The organism is Rhizobium ruizarguesonis, from assembly GCF_017357285.1.
In the GTDB taxonomy this organism is placed as follows: Bacteria; Pseudomonadota; Alphaproteobacteria; order Rhizobiales; family Rhizobiaceae; genus Rhizobium; species Rhizobium ruizarguesonis.
Genome location: NZ_CP071678.1, coordinates 2022446 through 2037365, shown reverse-complemented (window position 1 = coordinate 2037365; position 14920 = coordinate 2022446). Strand labels below are relative to the sequence as shown.

General features: G+C 60.9%; 18 protein-coding genes. 5 read left to right on the top strand and 13 right to left on the bottom strand.

All coding sequences use genetic code 11. The features are described from left to right. Positions 1 to 166: 166 nt before the first annotated feature. A complete protein-coding gene (locus J3P73_RS10115; RefSeq protein WP_017963919.1) occupies positions 167 to 475 on the top strand; it encodes a DUF1883 domain-containing protein in 309 nt (102 codons plus the stop codon). Positions 476 to 488: 13 nt separating this feature from the next. On the opposite strand, the gene J3P73_RS10110 is transcribed toward J3P73_RS10115, so the two are convergent. After that, positions 489 to 1805: a replication-associated recombination protein A gene (locus J3P73_RS10110; RefSeq protein ID WP_130691002.1), complete on the bottom strand. Its 1317-nt coding sequence runs from the start codon at positions 1803 to 1805 to the stop codon at positions 489 to 491. Continuing rightward, entirely contained in the window at positions 1802 to 3205 is a 1404-nt protein-coding gene (locus tag J3P73_RS10105) for a DegQ family serine endoprotease (protein ID WP_018072630.1), read from the bottom strand. The genes J3P73_RS10110 and J3P73_RS10105 overlap by 4 nt, the downstream gene beginning before the upstream one ends. Before the next feature lie 146 nt (positions 3206 to 3351). Between J3P73_RS10105 and J3P73_RS10100 the strand changes: the two genes are divergently transcribed. Then, complete coding sequence (locus tag J3P73_RS10100) at positions 3352 to 3732, top strand: YkvA family protein (RefSeq protein ID WP_018072629.1); 381 nt, start codon at positions 3352 to 3354, stop codon at positions 3730 to 3732. 23 nt (positions 3733 to 3755) lie between these two features. Further along, positions 3756 to 4109 carry a lysozyme inhibitor LprI family protein gene (locus J3P73_RS10095; RefSeq protein ID WP_018072628.1) on the top strand — a complete coding sequence of 118 codons (354 nt, stop codon included), beginning with the start codon at positions 3756 to 3758 and terminating at the stop codon, positions 4107 to 4109. 51 nt (positions 4110 to 4160) lie between these two features. On the opposite strand, the gene ilvD is transcribed toward J3P73_RS10095, so the two are convergent. Beyond that, on the bottom strand, positions 4161 to 5999 hold the full coding sequence (ilvD, locus tag J3P73_RS10090; RefSeq protein ID WP_018072627.1) for a dihydroxy-acid dehydratase: 1839 nt from the start codon (positions 5997 to 5999) through the stop codon (positions 4161 to 4163). 335 nt (positions 6000 to 6334) lie between these two features. On the opposite strand from ilvD, the gene msrP reads away from it, so the two are divergent. Then, on the top strand, positions 6335 to 7282 hold the full coding sequence (gene msrP / locus J3P73_RS10085; protein WP_207579904.1) for a protein-methionine-sulfoxide reductase catalytic subunit MsrP: 948 nt from the start codon (positions 6335 to 6337) through the stop codon (positions 7280 to 7282). Then, complete coding sequence (msrQ, locus tag J3P73_RS10080; RefSeq protein WP_018072625.1) at positions 7282 to 7938, top strand: protein-methionine-sulfoxide reductase heme-binding subunit MsrQ; 657 nt, start codon at positions 7282 to 7284, stop codon at positions 7936 to 7938. The genes msrP and msrQ overlap by 1 nt, the downstream gene beginning before the upstream one ends. Positions 7939 to 8051: 113 nt before the next feature. Here the strand turns inward: msrQ and J3P73_RS10075 are convergent, their stop codons facing one another. From J3P73_RS10075 to rpsE, 10 genes are all read right to left on the bottom strand, one after another. After that, entirely contained in the window at positions 8052 to 8468 is a 417-nt protein-coding gene (locus J3P73_RS10075) for a ribosomal maturation YjgA family protein (RefSeq protein ID WP_020397281.1), read from the bottom strand. An 84-nt stretch (positions 8469 to 8552) separates the two neighbouring features. After that, a complete protein-coding gene (rplQ, locus tag J3P73_RS10070; RefSeq protein WP_003558556.1) occupies positions 8553 to 8975 on the bottom strand; it encodes a 50S ribosomal protein L17 in 423 nt (140 codons plus the stop codon). Between the two features lie 123 nt (positions 8976 to 9098). Further along, complete coding sequence (locus J3P73_RS10065; RefSeq protein ID WP_003547579.1) at positions 9099 to 10109, bottom strand: DNA-directed RNA polymerase subunit alpha; 1011 nt, start codon at positions 10107 to 10109, stop codon at positions 9099 to 9101. 97 nt (positions 10110 to 10206) lie between these two features. Continuing rightward, on the bottom strand, positions 10207 to 10596 hold the full coding sequence (rpsK, locus tag J3P73_RS10060; protein ID WP_003547577.1) for a 30S ribosomal protein S11: 390 nt from the start codon (positions 10594 to 10596) through the stop codon (positions 10207 to 10209). Positions 10597 to 10729: 133 nt separating this feature from the next. Beyond that, a complete protein-coding gene (gene rpsM / locus J3P73_RS10055; RefSeq protein WP_003573772.1) occupies positions 10730 to 11098 on the bottom strand; it encodes a 30S ribosomal protein S13 in 369 nt (122 codons plus the stop codon). Between the two features lie 222 nt (positions 11099 to 11320). Beyond that, positions 11321 to 11971: an adenylate kinase gene (locus J3P73_RS10050; RefSeq protein ID WP_017963910.1), complete on the bottom strand. Its 651-nt coding sequence runs from the start codon at positions 11969 to 11971 to the stop codon at positions 11321 to 11323. After that, entirely contained in the window at positions 11968 to 13308 is a 1341-nt protein-coding gene (gene secY / locus J3P73_RS10045) for a preprotein translocase subunit SecY (protein ID WP_018067985.1), read from the bottom strand. The genes J3P73_RS10050 and secY overlap by 4 nt, the downstream gene beginning before the upstream one ends. 234 nt (positions 13309 to 13542) lie before the next feature. Further along, positions 13543 to 14019, bottom strand: a complete 477-nt coding sequence (gene rplO / locus J3P73_RS10040; RefSeq protein ID WP_003547567.1) for a 50S ribosomal protein L15 — start codon at positions 14017 to 14019, stop codon at positions 13543 to 13545. Between the two features lie 16 nt (positions 14020 to 14035). Next, the gene (rpmD, locus tag J3P73_RS10035; RefSeq protein ID WP_003547566.1) at positions 14036 to 14245 is read right to left on the bottom strand and encodes a 50S ribosomal protein L30; all 210 of its coding nucleotides are present in this window, start codon (positions 14243 to 14245) and stop codon (positions 14036 to 14038) included. A gap of 14 nt (positions 14246 to 14259) precedes the next feature. Continuing rightward, the gene (rpsE, locus tag J3P73_RS10030) at positions 14260 to 14829 is read right to left on the bottom strand and encodes a 30S ribosomal protein S5 (RefSeq protein WP_017963908.1); all 570 of its coding nucleotides are present in this window, start codon (positions 14827 to 14829) and stop codon (positions 14260 to 14262) included. Between the last annotated feature and the right edge of the window lie 91 nt (positions 14830 to 14920).

Below are 14920 nucleotides of genomic sequence, written 5' to 3'. Positions count from 1 at the left end.
TTATGCCATTCCTATATTTTCGTGCCCCGCTCCGAATGGATTTCCTATCGCCCGCAGCAGTAGACTTTCGCCATCAAGACGTGAGCTGAAAGGCCGAGTTCCAACTTTTCCTTAACCGACATACTGGTAAAATCGCGTCGCAGAGACTTCAGACGCCACGAGACCGATGAAACCGAATTTCCGCTTCACCCATTACGATCTCAAGGAACAACGCGCCGGAACGATTATCGAGGTGTCGTTGAATGCGGTGAACAATGTCCGCCTGATGACGGCGCCGAATTTCCAGCGGTTTACCGAGGTTCTCGATTTCAAATATATCGGCGGCGTGGCGCGCAAATCGCCGATCAAGATCGCCGTTCCGGAAAGCGGTCACTGGCATGTCATCGTCGATATGGAAGGTCATCACGGGCTAGCGGAATCGTCCGTCAAGGTGATCGCCGCGCCGGCAAATCAGAAGACGCCGCGCGCTTCCTGAGATTCGCCAGGCTTCAGCGCGGATTACGCTCCTTGCGAAGTTTTGCCCACCATTCCAGCCGCTTGCGAATATCGCGCTCGAAGCCGCGTTCCGGCGGATCGTAGAAGATCTGGCGTCCCATCTTCTCCGGGAAATAATCCTGGCCGGAAAAGGCATCCGGCTCGTCGTGATCGTAGCGATAGCCGTCGCCGTACCCCTCGCCCTTCATCAGTTTGGTCGGCGCGTTGAGGATGTGCTTCGGCGGCAGCAATGAGCCGTTCTGCTTTGCCGCCTGGCTTGCCGCCTTGAAGGCGGTGTAGACGGCATTCGATTTCGGGGCGGTGGCGAGATAGACGCAGGCCTGCGCCAGCGCCAGTTCGCCTTCCGGCGAGCCAAGATACTCATAGGCATCCTTGGCGGCATTGCAGATCACCAGCGCCTGCGGATCGGCAAGGCCGATATCCTCCACCGCCATGCGCACCAGCCGCCGGCCGAGATAGAGCGGGTCCTCGCCGGCATCGAACATACGGGCGAGATAGTAGAGCGCGGCATCGGGATCCGAGCCGCGTACGGATTTATGCAGTGCCGAGATCAGATTGTAGTGGCCATCCTGCGCCTTGTCGTAGACCGGGGCACGGCGCTGGACGATGCGCGTCAGGCCTTCTGTGTCGAAGCTCTCGCCTTCGCGCGCCGCGCGCCAGACTTCTTCGGCGAGCGTCAGCACCGCGCGGCCGTCGCCGTCGGCCATGCGGATCAGGCTGACGCGGGCATCCTCCGTCAGCGGCAGCGGCTTCTGCTCGATCGCCTCGGCACGCTTCAGTAGTTCCTCGAGGCTCTCTTCGTCATGCGACGTGAAGGTGAGCACACGGGCACGCGACAGCAGAGCGGCGTTGAGCTCGAAGGAAGGGTTCTCGGTGGTGGCGCCGACGAGGATGACGGTGCCATCCTCCATGACGGGCAGGAAACTGTCCTGCTGGGCGCGGTTGAAACGATGGATCTCATCGACGAAGAGCAGCGTCTGACGGCCGTCCATACGCCGCAGGCGGGCTGTCTCGAACACCTTCTTCAGATCGGCGACGCCGGAGAAGATCGCCGATATCTGCTCGAAGGCCAGCCCCGCCTCGCCCGAAAGCAGCCGTGCCACCGTCGTCTTGCCGGTGCCGGGCGGACCCCAGAAGATCATCGAGCCAAGCGAGCCGCTTTCGATCATCCTCTTCAGCACGCCGTCCTCACCGGTCAGGTGTTCCTGACCGGTGACATCGGCAAGCGTTTTCGGCCGCAGCCGGTCGGCAAGCGGCCGTCTGGCGGCAACCTCCTCCGGAACACGCGGCGCGAAGAGATCGTTGCTCATCGGAAGAATTGCCGGATGCGCTGGCCGTCGCGCTCTATCTCGACCCGCCAGAGGCCGGGGTCGCTATCGGCGATCTCGGACAGTTCGCTGGTCGACTTCACATCCGTGCCGTTGATCGAGACGATGATATCCTTCGGTTCGAAACCGAGCCGGGCGGCAGGCGAATCCTCCTTCACCTCGGATACGACGACGCCCGCCGATTCCGGCGGCATGCGCAGCTCGTCGGCGACCCGCGGCGACAGGTTCTCGACGACGGCACCGCTAAACGGCGTGCGTCCGCCGATGGTGCGCTGGTCGCGCGGCGAGGTTTCCGGGGCGCGGGCGAGCGTCAGCGGCAGTTGCTCCTCGCGGCCGTTCTCGATGACGGTGAGCTTGACCGAATTGCCGAGACCGGCCGTGGTCAGCCGGTAGAGCAGCGCATCGGGATGTTCGACGGAAATTCCGTCGACAGCGGTGACGATTTCGCCGGCCTTCAGCCCGGCCTTGGCCGCCGGCCCACCTTCCGAGACCTTGACGACGAGCGCGCCGCGGGCCTTGTTCAGCCCCAGCGCCTCGGCCACTTCCGAGGTCACGGCATCGAAGCTCGCGCCGACATAGGGCCGTTCGAAGGATTTGACGCCGGCATCGGCGGAAGTGAGGAAGACCTTGACCAGATTGGCAGGAATGGCGAAACCGATACCGTTCGAGCCGCCGCCGCGCGAGAAGATCGCCGTGTTGATGCCGATCAGCTCGCCCTTCATGTTCATCAAGGCGCCGCCGGAATTACCGGGATTGATCGAGGCATCGGTCTGGATGAAGAAGCCGAATTCGTTTCTGACCACCTGGTTGCGGGCAAGCGCTGAGACGATCCCGCTCGTCACCGTCTGGCCGACGCCGAAGGGGTTGCCGATCGCCAGCACGAGATCCCCGACCTCGACCGCGTCGGAATTGCCGATCGGCAATGTCGGAAAGCTCTCCTTGGTGTCGATCTTCAGCACGGCGAGATCGACACGGTCGTCGCGCAGCACCACCTTGCAGGGGAATTCGCGGCCATCCGACAGCGCTATCTTGATGTCATCGGCGCCTTCGACGACGTGATTGTTGGTCACGACAGTGCCGTTCGCCTCGACGATGACGCCGGAACCGAGCGAGGACTGCTTCTCCGAACGGTTCGGCATCTGCTGGCCGAAAAACTGCTCGAAGAAAGGATCGCCGGCAAAGGGCGACTGCCGCTGGACGATCTTTTCCGCATAAACGTTGACGACGGCGCCCGACGTCTGTTTGACGAGCGGCGCGAAGGAGAGCTGCATCTGCATCTGGCTTTCGGGCACTGTCTTTGCCGTCTGCGCATGGGCGACAGCCGGCAGGACGAGCATCAGAGCGAACAGCGAGACGGAGGCGCGCTTAAAAAAGCCTTGCATGGGTATTCCTTTTGAATCCTCTTGAGGAACGTTGTAGCGCCCGACGCTAGAAAGGAAAGAGGGCGGAAGCATGGAAGAATAAGGCAACGAAACGTCGCGGAAGTACCACTTGAAGCGATTGCGAATTTGATTCAGGAAGTACGGCCATGCAGCTGATATCAAAAGCCAAAGTCTGGGCGAAGTCACTGAAGCGTGACATCGTAGCATTGTGGCTTGCCGCCCGTGACGCCCGTGTGCCGTGGCATGCGAAAGCGGTGGCCGGTGCGGTTGCTGCCTACGCACTGTCGCCTGTCGATCTCATCCCCGATTTCATCCCCATGCTCGGCTATCTCGACGATCTTCTCATCGTGCCGCTCGGTATCATGCTGGCGATCCGCCTCGTGCCAGTAGAGGTGATGAACGAGCTTCGTACGGAGGCGACAAGGCGCATTGAGCGTCCCTCCAGCCGGGTCGGACTGATCTTCATCCTTGCCGTCTGGCTCATCTGCATCATCTTCCTGGCTCTGGCACTGCGCAAGCTCGCCTGACCGGCGGCAACAGGAACATAGGAATGATCACGACAAGAACGACGACAGCGGCCCTCGGCTTTGCGATCCTGCTCATTGCATCGAACCTGGCACAGGCAGCAAGCTTCGATTGCGATGCGAAAGAATTGAAGCCGGATGAAAAAGCGATCTGCGACAACCGCGCGCTCAACGATGCCGACGTGAAGATGGTGACGACCTTCGAGCTGCTCTCCGGCCTGCTGGCGATGGGCTCGCGCGGAACCTTGCAGGACGAGCAGACGGCATGGCTGAAGAAGCGACAGGAATGCGGAGCGGATGCGGCCTGTATCAAGGCTACCTATGACGAGCGGCTGAAGCAGCTCGGCGAGACCTATAAAAACATCAACCGGCCGCTTTGAAAGCGACCGGTTGGAAAAGCAGCTGACTCTGGGGTCTTCGGTTCGAGCGACTCAGCGGGCGTTCAGATCCCGCACGGCGCCGCGATCGGCACTCGTTGCGAAGGCGGCGTAGGCCTTCAGCGCGGTCGTGACGTTGCGCTTGCGGACTTCGACCGGGTACCAGCCCTTGGCGTCCTGCTCGGCGCGGCGGGCGGCAAGTTCGGTTTCGCTGACACGCAGGCTGATCGTGCGGTTGGGGATGTCGATATCGATCATGTCGCCTTCGCGCACCAGGCCGATCGTGCCGCCATTTGCCGCTTCCGGCGAGGCGTGGCCGATCGAAAGCCCGGAGGTGCCGCCGGAGAAGCGGCCATCGGTGATCAGCGCGCAGGCCTTGCCGAGGCCCTTCGACTTCAGATAGCTCGTCGGATAGAGCATTTCCTGCATGCCGGGACCGCCCTTCGGGCCTTCGTAGCGGATGACGACGACGTCGCCGGCCTTGACCTCGTTGGCGAGAATGGCCTTGACGGAGGAGTCCTGGCTTTCGAAGACGCGAGCTGGGCCGGAGAATTTCAAGATCGATTCATCGACGCCGGCCGTCTTGACGATGCAGCCGTCGATCGCAAGGTTGCCCTTGAGCACGGCAAGACCACCATCCTTGGAGAAGGGATGCTCGACCGAGCGGATGACGCCGTTCTCACGGTCGGTGTCGAGGTCATCCCAACGCGCTTCCTGGCTGAAGGCGACCTGGGTCGGGATGCCGCCGGGAGCGGCGCGATAGAAGTTGCGGACGGTCTCGCTGTTGGTGCGGGTGATATCCCAGCGGTCGATCGCATCGCCGAGCGTCTCGGCATGCACGGTCGGGCAATCGCGGTTCAGCAGGCCACCCTTGTCGAGTTCGCCGAGGATCGACATGATGCCGCCGGCGCGGTGGACGTCTTCCATATGCACGTCGCTTTTGGCGGGCGCGACCTTCGACAGGCACGGCACGCGGCGCGACAGCGCGTCGATATCGGCCATGGTGAAATCGATCTCGCCTTCATGGGCGGCGGCAAGGATGTGCAAAACCGTATTGGTCGAGCCGCCCATGGCGATATCGAGCGTCATGGCATTCTCAAAGGCCTGCTTGGAGGCGATGGTGCGCGGCAGCGCCTTGACGTCGTCCTGCTCGTAATAACGGCGGGCGAGATCGACGATCAGATGACCGGCCTCGACGAAGAGGCGCTTGCGGTCGAGATGGGTGGCGAGCGTCGAGCCGTTGCCGGGCAGCGACAGGCCGAGCGCTTCCGTTAGGCAGTTCATCGAATTGGCGGTGAACATGCCGGAACAGGAGCCGCAGGTCGGACAGGCAGAGCGTTCGATGGTCTGCACGTCCTCGTCGCTGATCTTGTCATCGGCTGCGGCGACCATGGCATCGACGAGGTCGAGCGCATGCGTCTTGCCGTGCAGCACAACCTTGCCGGCTTCCATCGGACCACCCGAGACGAAGACGGTCGGGATATTGAGGCGCAGCGACGCCATCAGCATGCCGGGGGTGATCTTGTCGCAGTTGGAGATGCAGACCATGGCGTCGGCGCAATGGGCATTGACCATATATTCGACGCTGTCGGCGATCAGCTCACGCGAGGGCAGCGAATACAGCATGCCGTCATGGCCCATGGCGATGCCGTCATCGACGGCGATCGTGTTGAATTCCTTGGCGACACCGCCGGCCGCCTCGATCTCGCGGGCAACGAGCTGGCCAAGGTCCTTCAGGTGCACGTGGCCGGGCACGAACTGGGTGAAGGAATTCACCACCGCGATGATCGGCTTGCCGAAATCCGAATCCTTCATGCCCGTGGCGCGCCAAAGGCCGCGGGCGCCCGCCATGTTGCGGCCATGGGTCGTGGTTCTGGAACGGTAAACTGGCATCGGTGTCTTCCTCAACGTGTCGGAATTATCAGGCGAAGCCGGGCGGCATGGAGCCTGCGGGCCGGGCAAACGCTGCTTTTTGGAATTGTCCTAATCCAATCGACGGGGGCTGTCACTACCGGGAAACCCAAATCCGGTACGCCGGGGAGAAGCGCCATGAGGCCCATCGATCATATACGGTTCGACGCGACGTTTTGTTACAGCCTATTCCATCACGGCCGAACACAAAAAATTGGCTTCCCGTCGGCAATATTCAAGGCTTAGACACTAATCTCAACATGCCGGCGGTTCGTTTAAGGGCTATATTTCAGGATATCCGCCGAGGAGGTTTCGACATGCCAACCTATCGCCCACCGAAGATCGCGTCATCAGAGATCACGCCGCGCCAGATCTATGTGCGCCGTCGTGAATTCCTGGGCGCGGCAGCGCTTGGCGCCATGGCCCTCTACAGCGCCGGCAAGGCAAACGCTGCGGCCCTCTCCGCCGTTGAGAGCAAATACAAGGTCGACGAGAAGGCGACGCCGATCAAGGACGTCACGACCTACAATAATTTCTATGAGTTCGGCCTCGACAAGGGCGATCCCGCAGCTCTTTCCGGCGATTTCAAGCCGCTGCCCTGGACGATCAAGGTCGACGGCATGGTCAACAAGCCAGGCACCTTCGACCTCGAGGCGCTGATGAAGGAATTCCCGATCGAGGAGCGCACCTATCGCATGCGCTGCGTCGAGGCCTGGTCGATGGTCATCCCCTGGGACGGCTTTCCGCTGGCGTCGCTGCTCGACAAGGTCGAGCCGCTCGGCAGCGCCAAATACGTCGCCTTCGAAACCGTGGTGCGGCCGGAGGAGATGCCTGGGCAGAAGGGTTTCTTCCAGTCACTCGACTGGCCCTATGTCGAGGGTCTGCGCCTGGATGAGGCGCGCCATCCGCTGACGCTGCTGGCCGTCGGGCTCTATGGCGAAACGCTGCCGAACCAGAACGGTGCGCCGATCCGCCTCGTCGTGCCGTGGAAATACGGCTTCAAGGGCATCAAGTCGATCGTCAGGATCACGCTCACCGATCAGCAGCCGAAGAATACCTGGCAGGTCACCAACGCGCAGGAGTATGGCTTCTACGCCAACGTCAACCCTGAGGTCGACCATCCGCGCTGGAGCCAGGCCAGCGAACGGCGCATCGGCGAGAGCGGCTTCTTCGGCGCGAGCCGCCATCCCACCCTGCCCTTCAACGGCTATGCCGACGAGGTGGCAAGCCTTTATGCCGGCATGGACCTGAAGGCGAATTTCTGATGGCGGAACTGTCGCTCGCCATCCCGAAGCGCTGGCAACCCGCCTCCGTCTGGCTGCTTTATGTCGTCGGGCTCGTGCCTGCGGCCTGGACGTTCTATCTCGGCGCGACCGATCAGCTCGGCGCCGATCCGGTCAAGACCTTCGAGCTTTTCCTTGGGCTCTGGACGATCCGTTTTCTGATCCTGACGCTTGCCGTTTCCCCTGCCCGTGAGCTCTTCGGCTGGAACTATCTCCGCTATCGCCGGGCGCTTGGCCTGCTGACCTTCTATTACGCGCTGATGCATTTCACCGTCTACATGGTGCTCGACCAGGCGATGGATATTGCCGCCGTCATCAACGACGTGCTGAAGCGCCCGTTCATCATGTTCGGCATGGCCGGGCTTGCGATGCTCATCCCGCTGGCGGTGACATCCAACAATCTCTCGATCCGCCGCCTCGGCAGGAACTGGATCTGGCTGCACCGCCTCGTCTACATCATCGCCGCCTGCGGGGCGTTGCACTTCGCGCTCTCGACCAAGATCCTCGACCTCGAGCAATATATCTATGTCGGGCTGATCATCGCGCTCATCCTCTATCGCTCCTACCGGCCGATCGCACGCAACAGGCAGAAGGGCAAAGGGCGGACGCGCAATCGCGCAGTGGCGTCGGTCTCGTGAGACGGCAGGTTTAGTGCATAACCCCGAAAATCGGAATCGATTTTCGGAAAGGATTATGCGCAGATTCAAAGTGATAGAGCGTCCTTGGCGCGTCTGAAAAGACGCGCGGCGCTCTAGCGAGGACGCAACGCAGTCCGGCGTGCCGGATCGAAGGCGCAGGCCGCAGCTATGCCGATGGCATAAGCCAGCATGTTCCAAAGCGAAAACACGCGCCCAAGCAGCAGGGCGCCTGCCGTGGTCAGCCGAAACGCGTCGAGCCAGGGCGTGTGATAGAGCCGGAACAATTCCACTGAGATCGCTATGAACAGCGCCGTGACAGCAATTGCTGCCGGCCGTGACCTTGCGACAAAGAGCGCCACGAGCAGATAGACCATCGCTCCCCAGAGTGCCGATCCACCATATTTGACGACGATGAAGGGCAGATCGGCTGCATAGCCAAACCGGCGGAGCACCAGCCCGAGAACGATGACGAGAAACAGGGCGGCGAGACGACGGAACTGCGGAGAGCGAGCCTGAATGATTTTGCGCAATGGAGCCGGTCCCGTCACCATATCAGAAACAAAAACAGCCGGGCTTTGCAGCCCGGCTGTTCTGTTTCCGCCGAAGCGGAAGACTTAAGCGGCGACGGCCTGCTCTTCAGCAGCGACGCGGGCCTTGTCGGCTGCGCCCTTGGCATAGGCATCGCGGTCAACGAATTCGATCACAGCCATGGCGGCATTGTCGCCCTGGCGGAAGCCGGCCTTCATGATGCGCAGGTAGCCGCCGTTGCGGGTGGCGTAGCGCGTTGCGATCGTGTCGAACAGCTTCGAGACGACAGCGGCATCGCGGATCTGCGAGATCGCCTGACGGCGAGCGTGCAGGTCGCCGCGCTTGCCGAGCGTGACGAGCTTCTCGACGATCGGACGGATTTCCTTGGCCTTCGGCAGGGTCGTGACGATCTGCTCGTGGGTAATCAGCGAAGCCGCCATGTTGGCGAACATCGCCTTGCGGTGGCTTGCAGTTCTATTCAGCTTGCGGCCGGCTTTACCATGGCGCATTGCTATTCTCCTTTAATGCAGGTGCCCTTACGCTAAGTGGGCCTGCCGTTTCCTGGCACATGCAGGCGATCGGCCTGCTGTTTGACGGGGAAAGGCAGCCGAAAGAGCCTGCCTTTTGTTTTCTCAGTATTGATCTTCGTAACGCTTGGCGAGATCTTCGATGTTCTCGGGCGGCCATGCCGGCACTTCCATGCCGAGGTGCAGGCCCATGGAAGCGAGAACTTCCTTGATTTCGTTCAGCGACTTGCGACCAAAATTCGGCGTGCGGAGCATTTCTGCTTCGGTCTTCTGAATGAGGTCGCCGATGTAGACGATGTTGTCGTTCTTCAGGCAGTTTGCCGAACGGACCGACAGTTCGAGTTCGTCCACCTTCTTCAGGAGAGCCGGGTTGAAAGCGAGTTCGGTGACTGCTTCCTCTTCGGTTTCCTTCTGCGGCTCGTCGAAGTTGACGAAGACGCCAAGCTGATCCTGGAGGATGCGCGCCGCAAAAGCGACGGCGTCTTCGCCGGTGATCGAGCCATCGGTTTCGATGGTCATGTTCAGCTTGTCGTAGTCGAGAACCTGTCCTTCGCGGGTATTTTCAACCTTGTAGGACACCTTCTTGACCGGCGAATAGAGGCTGTCGACCGGGATGAGACCGATCGGAGCATCTTCCGCACGATTGCGTTCGGCCGGAACGTAGCCCTTGCCGTTGTTGACGGTGAATTCCATGCGGATCTCGGCACCCTCGTCGAGCGTGCAGATGACATGCTCGGGGTTGAGGATTTCGATATCGCCGACCGTCTGAATGTCGCCAGCCGTGACAACGCCCGGGCCCTGCTTACGCACGACCATGCGCTTCGCATCGTCGCCATCCATCTTGATGGCGATTTCCTTGATGTTGAGGACGATGTCCGTCACGTCTTCGCGGACGCCCGGAATCGAGGAGAATTCATGCAGCACGCCATCGATCTGCACCGCCGTGACGGCAGCACCGCGCAGCGAGGAGAGCAGAACGCGACGAAGCGCGTTGCCGAGGGTGAGGCCGAAGCCGCGCTCCAGCGGTTCGGCAACAAGCGTCGCCCTGGTGCGCGAGCTCGAGGAGAACTCCACCTTGTTCGGCTTGATCAGTTCCTGCCAGTTCTTCTGAATCATGAGTTTGCCTTCCGTTCGTTGCCACCATCCAATCGTGGCAACCGAGCTTGAAAACCACCGGGAGCGCGCAAGCGCTCACCGGTGACGAGAGCGATGATCAGACGCGGCGCTTCTTGCGCGGACGGCAGCCATTGTGCGGGATCGGGGTCACGTCGCGGATGGACGTGATCATGAAACCTGCAGCCTGGAGCGCGCGCAGAGCCGATTCACGACCCGAACCCGGACCGCAGACTTCGACTTCCAGCGACTTCATGCCGTGCTCCTGGGCCTTCTTGGCGCAGTCTTCGGCAGCGATCTGGGCAGCGAACGGGGTCGACTTGCGCGAGCCCTTGAAGCCCTTGGCGCCAGCCGACGACCAGGCAATTGCATTGCCCTGCGCATCAGTGATGGTGATCATCGTGTTGTTGAAGGTCGAGTTGACGTGAGCGACACCCGACGAGATATTCTTGCGCTCGCGACGGCGAACGCGGACGGCTTCCTTAGCCATGGTATTCCTTTCGTTGATCTCTTCACCGCCGTAATGCCAGCGGCTACACCGGAACGGCGCCTATATGGTCCCGCTCCAAACTCAAAAGAGGCCGGCGCAGACCGCCAGCCTCCCTACCCCGGTTTCCCGGAAATTACTTCTTCTTGCCAGCGATTGCCTTTGCCGGGCCCTTGCGGGTACGGGCATTGGTGTGCGTGCGCTGACCGCGGACCGGAAGGCCGCGGCGATGACGCAGGCCGCGGTAGCAGCCGAGGTCCATCAGGCGCTTGATGTTCATCGCGGTATCGCGACGAAGATCGCCTTCGACCTGATAGTCGCGGTCGATGGCTTCGCGGATCTGAAGGACTTCTGCGTCCGTCAGCTGATGCACACGACGTTCGGCCGGGATACCGACCTTTTCGACGATTTCCTGTGCGAATTTCGGACCGATCCCGTGAATGTAGGTCAGCGCGATAACAACGCGCTTCGCAGTCGGGATGTTGACGCCAGCGATACGTGCCACGCCTGTTCTCCTTGCATTCCAGTTGCCATCCGGCAAGTGGGCTTCGTTATGCGGCTCTTGAGAACCGCCCGTTCAGATTTACGTCCGCAACATGTCAAAACGACCGCACCCGGACTTCCCTGGGAAATCCGCGCCGATCGCATGGAATGTCGCGAGTTGGCGCGGTGTTTAGCGGAATCACTGCTGAAAAGCAACCGTTCCGCCAAGTTTATTTTCAAAGCCTTAAAGCTTGGAAAGAATGCTTTCGACCTCGGCCGTCACCTGATCGATCTCCGCCATGCCGTCCACGGACTTGAGTTTACCCTTGGCATGGTAATAGCCGATCAGCGGCGAGGTTTCCTTGTAGTAGACCTGCAGCCGAGCCGTCATGGTCTCCGGAGTGTCATCAGGACGGCGCTTGAAGTGCGTCGAACCGCACTTGTCGCACACACCCTCAGCAGCCGGAACCTTATCAGTATCGTGATAGACGCTGCCACACTGTGCACAGGAGTAGCGACCGGCAACACGTCGGATCAACTCATCATCATCGACACGGAATTCAATGACGACGGAGAGGCCGAGACCCTTTGCCTTCAGCATCGCCTCGGTAGCATCAGCCTGGACGAGCGTCCTGGGGAAGCCGTCGAGAATGAAGCCGTTGGCGCAATCTGGTTGATCGATACGCTCAGAAACGATGGCAATGACGATCTCATCCGAGACGAGCTTGCCGGCGTCCATGACCGCCTTCGCGCGCTTGCCGACATCCGTGCCGGCGTTGACCGCTGCACGCAGCATGTCCCCCGTGGAAAGCTGCGGAATGCCGTGCTTTTCCACGATCCGCTGGGCCTGGGTTCCCTTACCCGCGCCCGGCGGCCCCAAAAGGATAAGTCTCATCGCCCCCTCTTTCCTCCACGCAACTTCGATTTCTTGATCAGGCCTTCGTATTGCTGCGCGATCAGGTGACCCTGGATCTGTGCAACCGTATCAAGAGTTACGCTAACCACGATCAAAAGCGAAGTCCCACCAAGGGATAATGGGATGCCGGTTTGCGACACCAAGATCTCCGGAAGGATGCAGACGAAGACGAGATAGATTGCGCCGATCACCGTGATGCGGGTCAGCACGTAGTCGATATATTCGGCGGTGCGCTCGCCCGGACGGATGCCCGGAATGAAGCCGCCATGCTTCTTCAGATTGTCGGCCGTGTCCTTCGGATTGAAGACGATGGCCGTATAGAAGAAGGCGAAGAAGGCGATCAGCGCACCGTACAGCACCATATAGAGCGGCTGACCGTGGCCGAGGGCTGCGACAATCGATGTCACCCAGGAGGGCATTGCCGAGGTGTTGGCGAAACCCGCGACCGTTGCCGGCAGCAGCAGCAGCGACGATGCGAAGATCGCCGGAATGACACCTGACGTGTTGAGCTTGAGCGGCAGGTGCGAAGTATCGCCCTGGAACATCCGATTGCCAACCTGACGCTTCGGATACTGAATCAGCAGCCGGCGCTGGGCGCGCTCGACGAAGACGATGATGCCGATGACGGCGATCGCGACGATGATGACGAGCAGGATGAGGAAGGTCGACAGCGCACCGGTGCGGCCGAGTTCGAGCGTGCCGGCAAGAGCTGTGGGAAGGCCAGCGGCGATGCCGGCGAAAATGATCAGCGAGATGCCGTTGCCGATGCCGCGCGAGGTGATCTGCTCGCCGAGCCACATCAGGAACATCGTGCCGCCGAGCAGCGTCAGAACAGTGGAAACACGGAAGAACCAGCCCGGCTCGACGACGAGGCCCTGGCCACTCTCAAGGCCGGCGGCAATACCATAGGCCTGGAGCGCGCCGAGGATGACGGTACCATAGCGGGTATACTGGTTGATGATCTTACGGCCCTGCTCGCCTTCCTTCTTGAGGTTTTCGAGCGCTGGCACGACCGAGGTCATGAGCTGCACGATGATCGAAGCGGAGATATAGGGCATGATGCCGAGCGCGAAGATCGCCATGCGCTGAACAGCGCCGCCCGAGAACATGTTGAAAAGGCCGAGAATGCCACCTGCCTGGCCGCGGAAAGCCTGGGCATAGGCTTCGGGATTGAGACCCGGAAGCGGAATATGCGTGCCAAGTCGGTAGACGAGGAGAGCTGCCAGTGTGAACCACAAGCGCTTCTTCAAATCCTCGGCTTTGGCGAAGGTCGAAAAATTGAGGTTGGATGCCAATTGTTCCGCTGCAGAAGCCATGCGTTTCTCCGCGCTACCAATTCCGGCGTCTCTGGGGGACAGACCGGACCCGGAATCAGTATGAAATTATTCAAAACCGGGCTCAGGACGGATTGCGGCGCAACCCCATGCCTCACCCTTGTTTTCGAGTCTTACCGGCATGACGCGGGCGCGCCAGCCAAGTTTTTGTGAGGCCCACATATGGGAGCAAAATCGCCCGGTGTGAAGCACCCCGGGCGATATATCATCAGATTATTATTCGGCTGCAGCCGGAGCCGAAAGCAGCGTCACGGTGCCACCGGCCTTTTCGATCTTCTCGACGGCAGGCTTGGACGCGCCTGCAACGACGATGGTGATCTTGGCCTTGATCTCGCCGTCGGCGAGAACGCGAACGCCATCCTTGACGCGGCGGATGACACCAGCGGCCTTGAGGGCAGCTGCGTCAACGGTCGTCTTGGCATCGAGCTTGCCGGCGTCGATCGCCGTCTGGATACGGGCCAGCGACACGACAACAAAATCGGAAGCGAAAATGTTGTTGAAGCCGCGCTTCGGCAGGCGACGATAGATCGGCATCTGGCCGCCTTCGAAGCCGTTGATGGCGACGCCCGAACGGGACTTCTGACCCTTCACGCCGCGACCACCAGTCTTGCCCGAGCCCGAGCCGATACCGCGGCCGAGGCGCTTGCGGCTGTGGGTCGAGCCTTCATTGTCCTTGATTTCATTGAGTTTCATGAGCGTTTCCTCCGTCTCACTTCTCGTCGACGACGCGAACGAGATGCTGGACAGCACGGATCATGCCACGAACGGAAGGGGTATCCTCCAGCGTGCGGCGACGGTGCATCTTGTTCAGTCCGAGACCGATCAGCGTGCGCTGCTGGACATCCGGACGGCGGATCGGGCTGCCGATCTGTTCGATCGTGACAGTCTTCGCTTCAGCCTTCTTAGTAGCCTTGGCCATCTGTCAAACTCCTCTTATTCTTCAGAGGCGTTGCCGGAGGCGCCACGACGAGCCTGCAGCGTTGCATACTTGATGCCGCGCTGAGCTGCGATGTCCTTCGGGTGAACCTGGTGCTTCAGAGCGTCGAAGGTGGCGCGAACCATGTTATAGGGGTTCGACGAACCGGTCGACTTGGCGACGACGTCATGCATGCCGAGCGTCTCGAATACGGCGCGCATCGGACCACCGGCGATGATGCCGGTACCAACCTTGGCCGAGCGCAGCAGAACCTTGCCGGCGCCATGGCGACCATGGACGTCGTGATGCAGCGTACGGCCGTCACGCAGTGGTACGAAGATCAGCTCGCGCTTGGCGGCTTCGGTTGCCTTGCGGATGGCTTCCGGCACTTCACGTGCCTTGCCATGGCCGAAGCCGACGCGGCCCTTCTGGTCGCCAACGACGACGAGTGCTGCGAAACCGAAACGACGGCCGCCCTTGACGACCTTGGCGACGCGGTTGATCGCGACAAGCTTGTCGACGAATTCGCTATCGCGCTCTTCGCGGCTCTGGCGGTCGTCCCGCTGCGGCCTTCTTTCCTGTGCCATTGTCCTCTTCCTTTTTCTTTTCCGGGTGCAATCGGCAAACAAATGTGGACCGCATAAGCCTCCCCTTTCGGAGAGCGCCTGCGGTCCGGCG

Excerpts from the sequence above, each read along its gene's own strand:
- J3P73_RS10115 (WP_017963919.1), top strand. The coding sequence starts at position 167 with ATGAAACCGAATTTCCGCTTCACCCATTACGATCTCAAGGAACAACGC.
- J3P73_RS10110 (WP_130691002.1), bottom strand. The coding sequence starts at position 1,805 with ATGAGCAACGATCTCTTCGCGCCGCGTGTTCCGGAGGAGGTTGCCGCC.
- J3P73_RS10105 (WP_018072630.1), bottom strand. The coding sequence starts at position 3,205 with ATGCAAGGCTTTTTTAAGCGCGCCTCCGTCTCGCTGTTCGCTCTGATG.
- J3P73_RS10100 (WP_018072629.1), top strand. The coding sequence starts at position 3,352 with ATGCAGCTGATATCAAAAGCCAAAGTCTGGGCGAAGTCACTGAAGCGT.
- J3P73_RS10095 (WP_018072628.1), top strand. The coding sequence starts at position 3,756 with ATGATCACGACAAGAACGACGACAGCGGCCCTCGGCTTTGCGATCCTG.
- ilvD (WP_018072627.1), bottom strand. The coding sequence starts at position 5,999 with ATGCCAGTTTACCGTTCCAGAACCACGACCCATGGCCGCAACATGGCG.
- msrP (WP_207579904.1), top strand. The coding sequence starts at position 6,335 with ATGCCAACCTATCGCCCACCGAAGATCGCGTCATCAGAGATCACGCCG.
- msrQ (WP_018072625.1), top strand. The coding sequence starts at position 7,282 with ATGGCGGAACTGTCGCTCGCCATCCCGAAGCGCTGGCAACCCGCCTCC.
- rplQ (WP_003558556.1), bottom strand. The coding sequence starts at position 8,975 with ATGCGCCATGGTAAAGCCGGCCGCAAGCTGAATAGAACTGCAAGCCAC.
- J3P73_RS10065 (WP_003547579.1), bottom strand. The coding sequence starts at position 10,109 with ATGATTCAGAAGAACTGGCAGGAACTGATCAAGCCGAACAAGGTGGAG.
- rpsK (WP_003547577.1), bottom strand. The coding sequence starts at position 10,596 with ATGGCTAAGGAAGCCGTCCGCGTTCGCCGTCGCGAGCGCAAGAATATC.
- J3P73_RS10050 (WP_017963910.1), bottom strand. The coding sequence starts at position 11,971 with ATGAGACTTATCCTTTTGGGGCCGCCGGGCGCGGGTAAGGGAACCCAG.
- secY (WP_018067985.1), bottom strand. The coding sequence starts at position 13,308 with ATGGCTTCTGCAGCGGAACAATTGGCATCCAACCTCAATTTTTCGACC.
- rplO (WP_003547567.1), bottom strand. The coding sequence starts at position 14,019 with ATGAAACTCAATGAAATCAAGGACAATGAAGGCTCGACCCACAGCCGC.
- rpmD (WP_003547566.1), bottom strand. The coding sequence starts at position 14,245 with ATGGCCAAGGCTACTAAGAAGGCTGAAGCGAAGACTGTCACGATCGAA.
- rpsE (WP_017963908.1), bottom strand. The coding sequence starts at position 14,829 with ATGGCACAGGAAAGAAGGCCGCAGCGGGACGACCGCCAGAGCCGCGAA.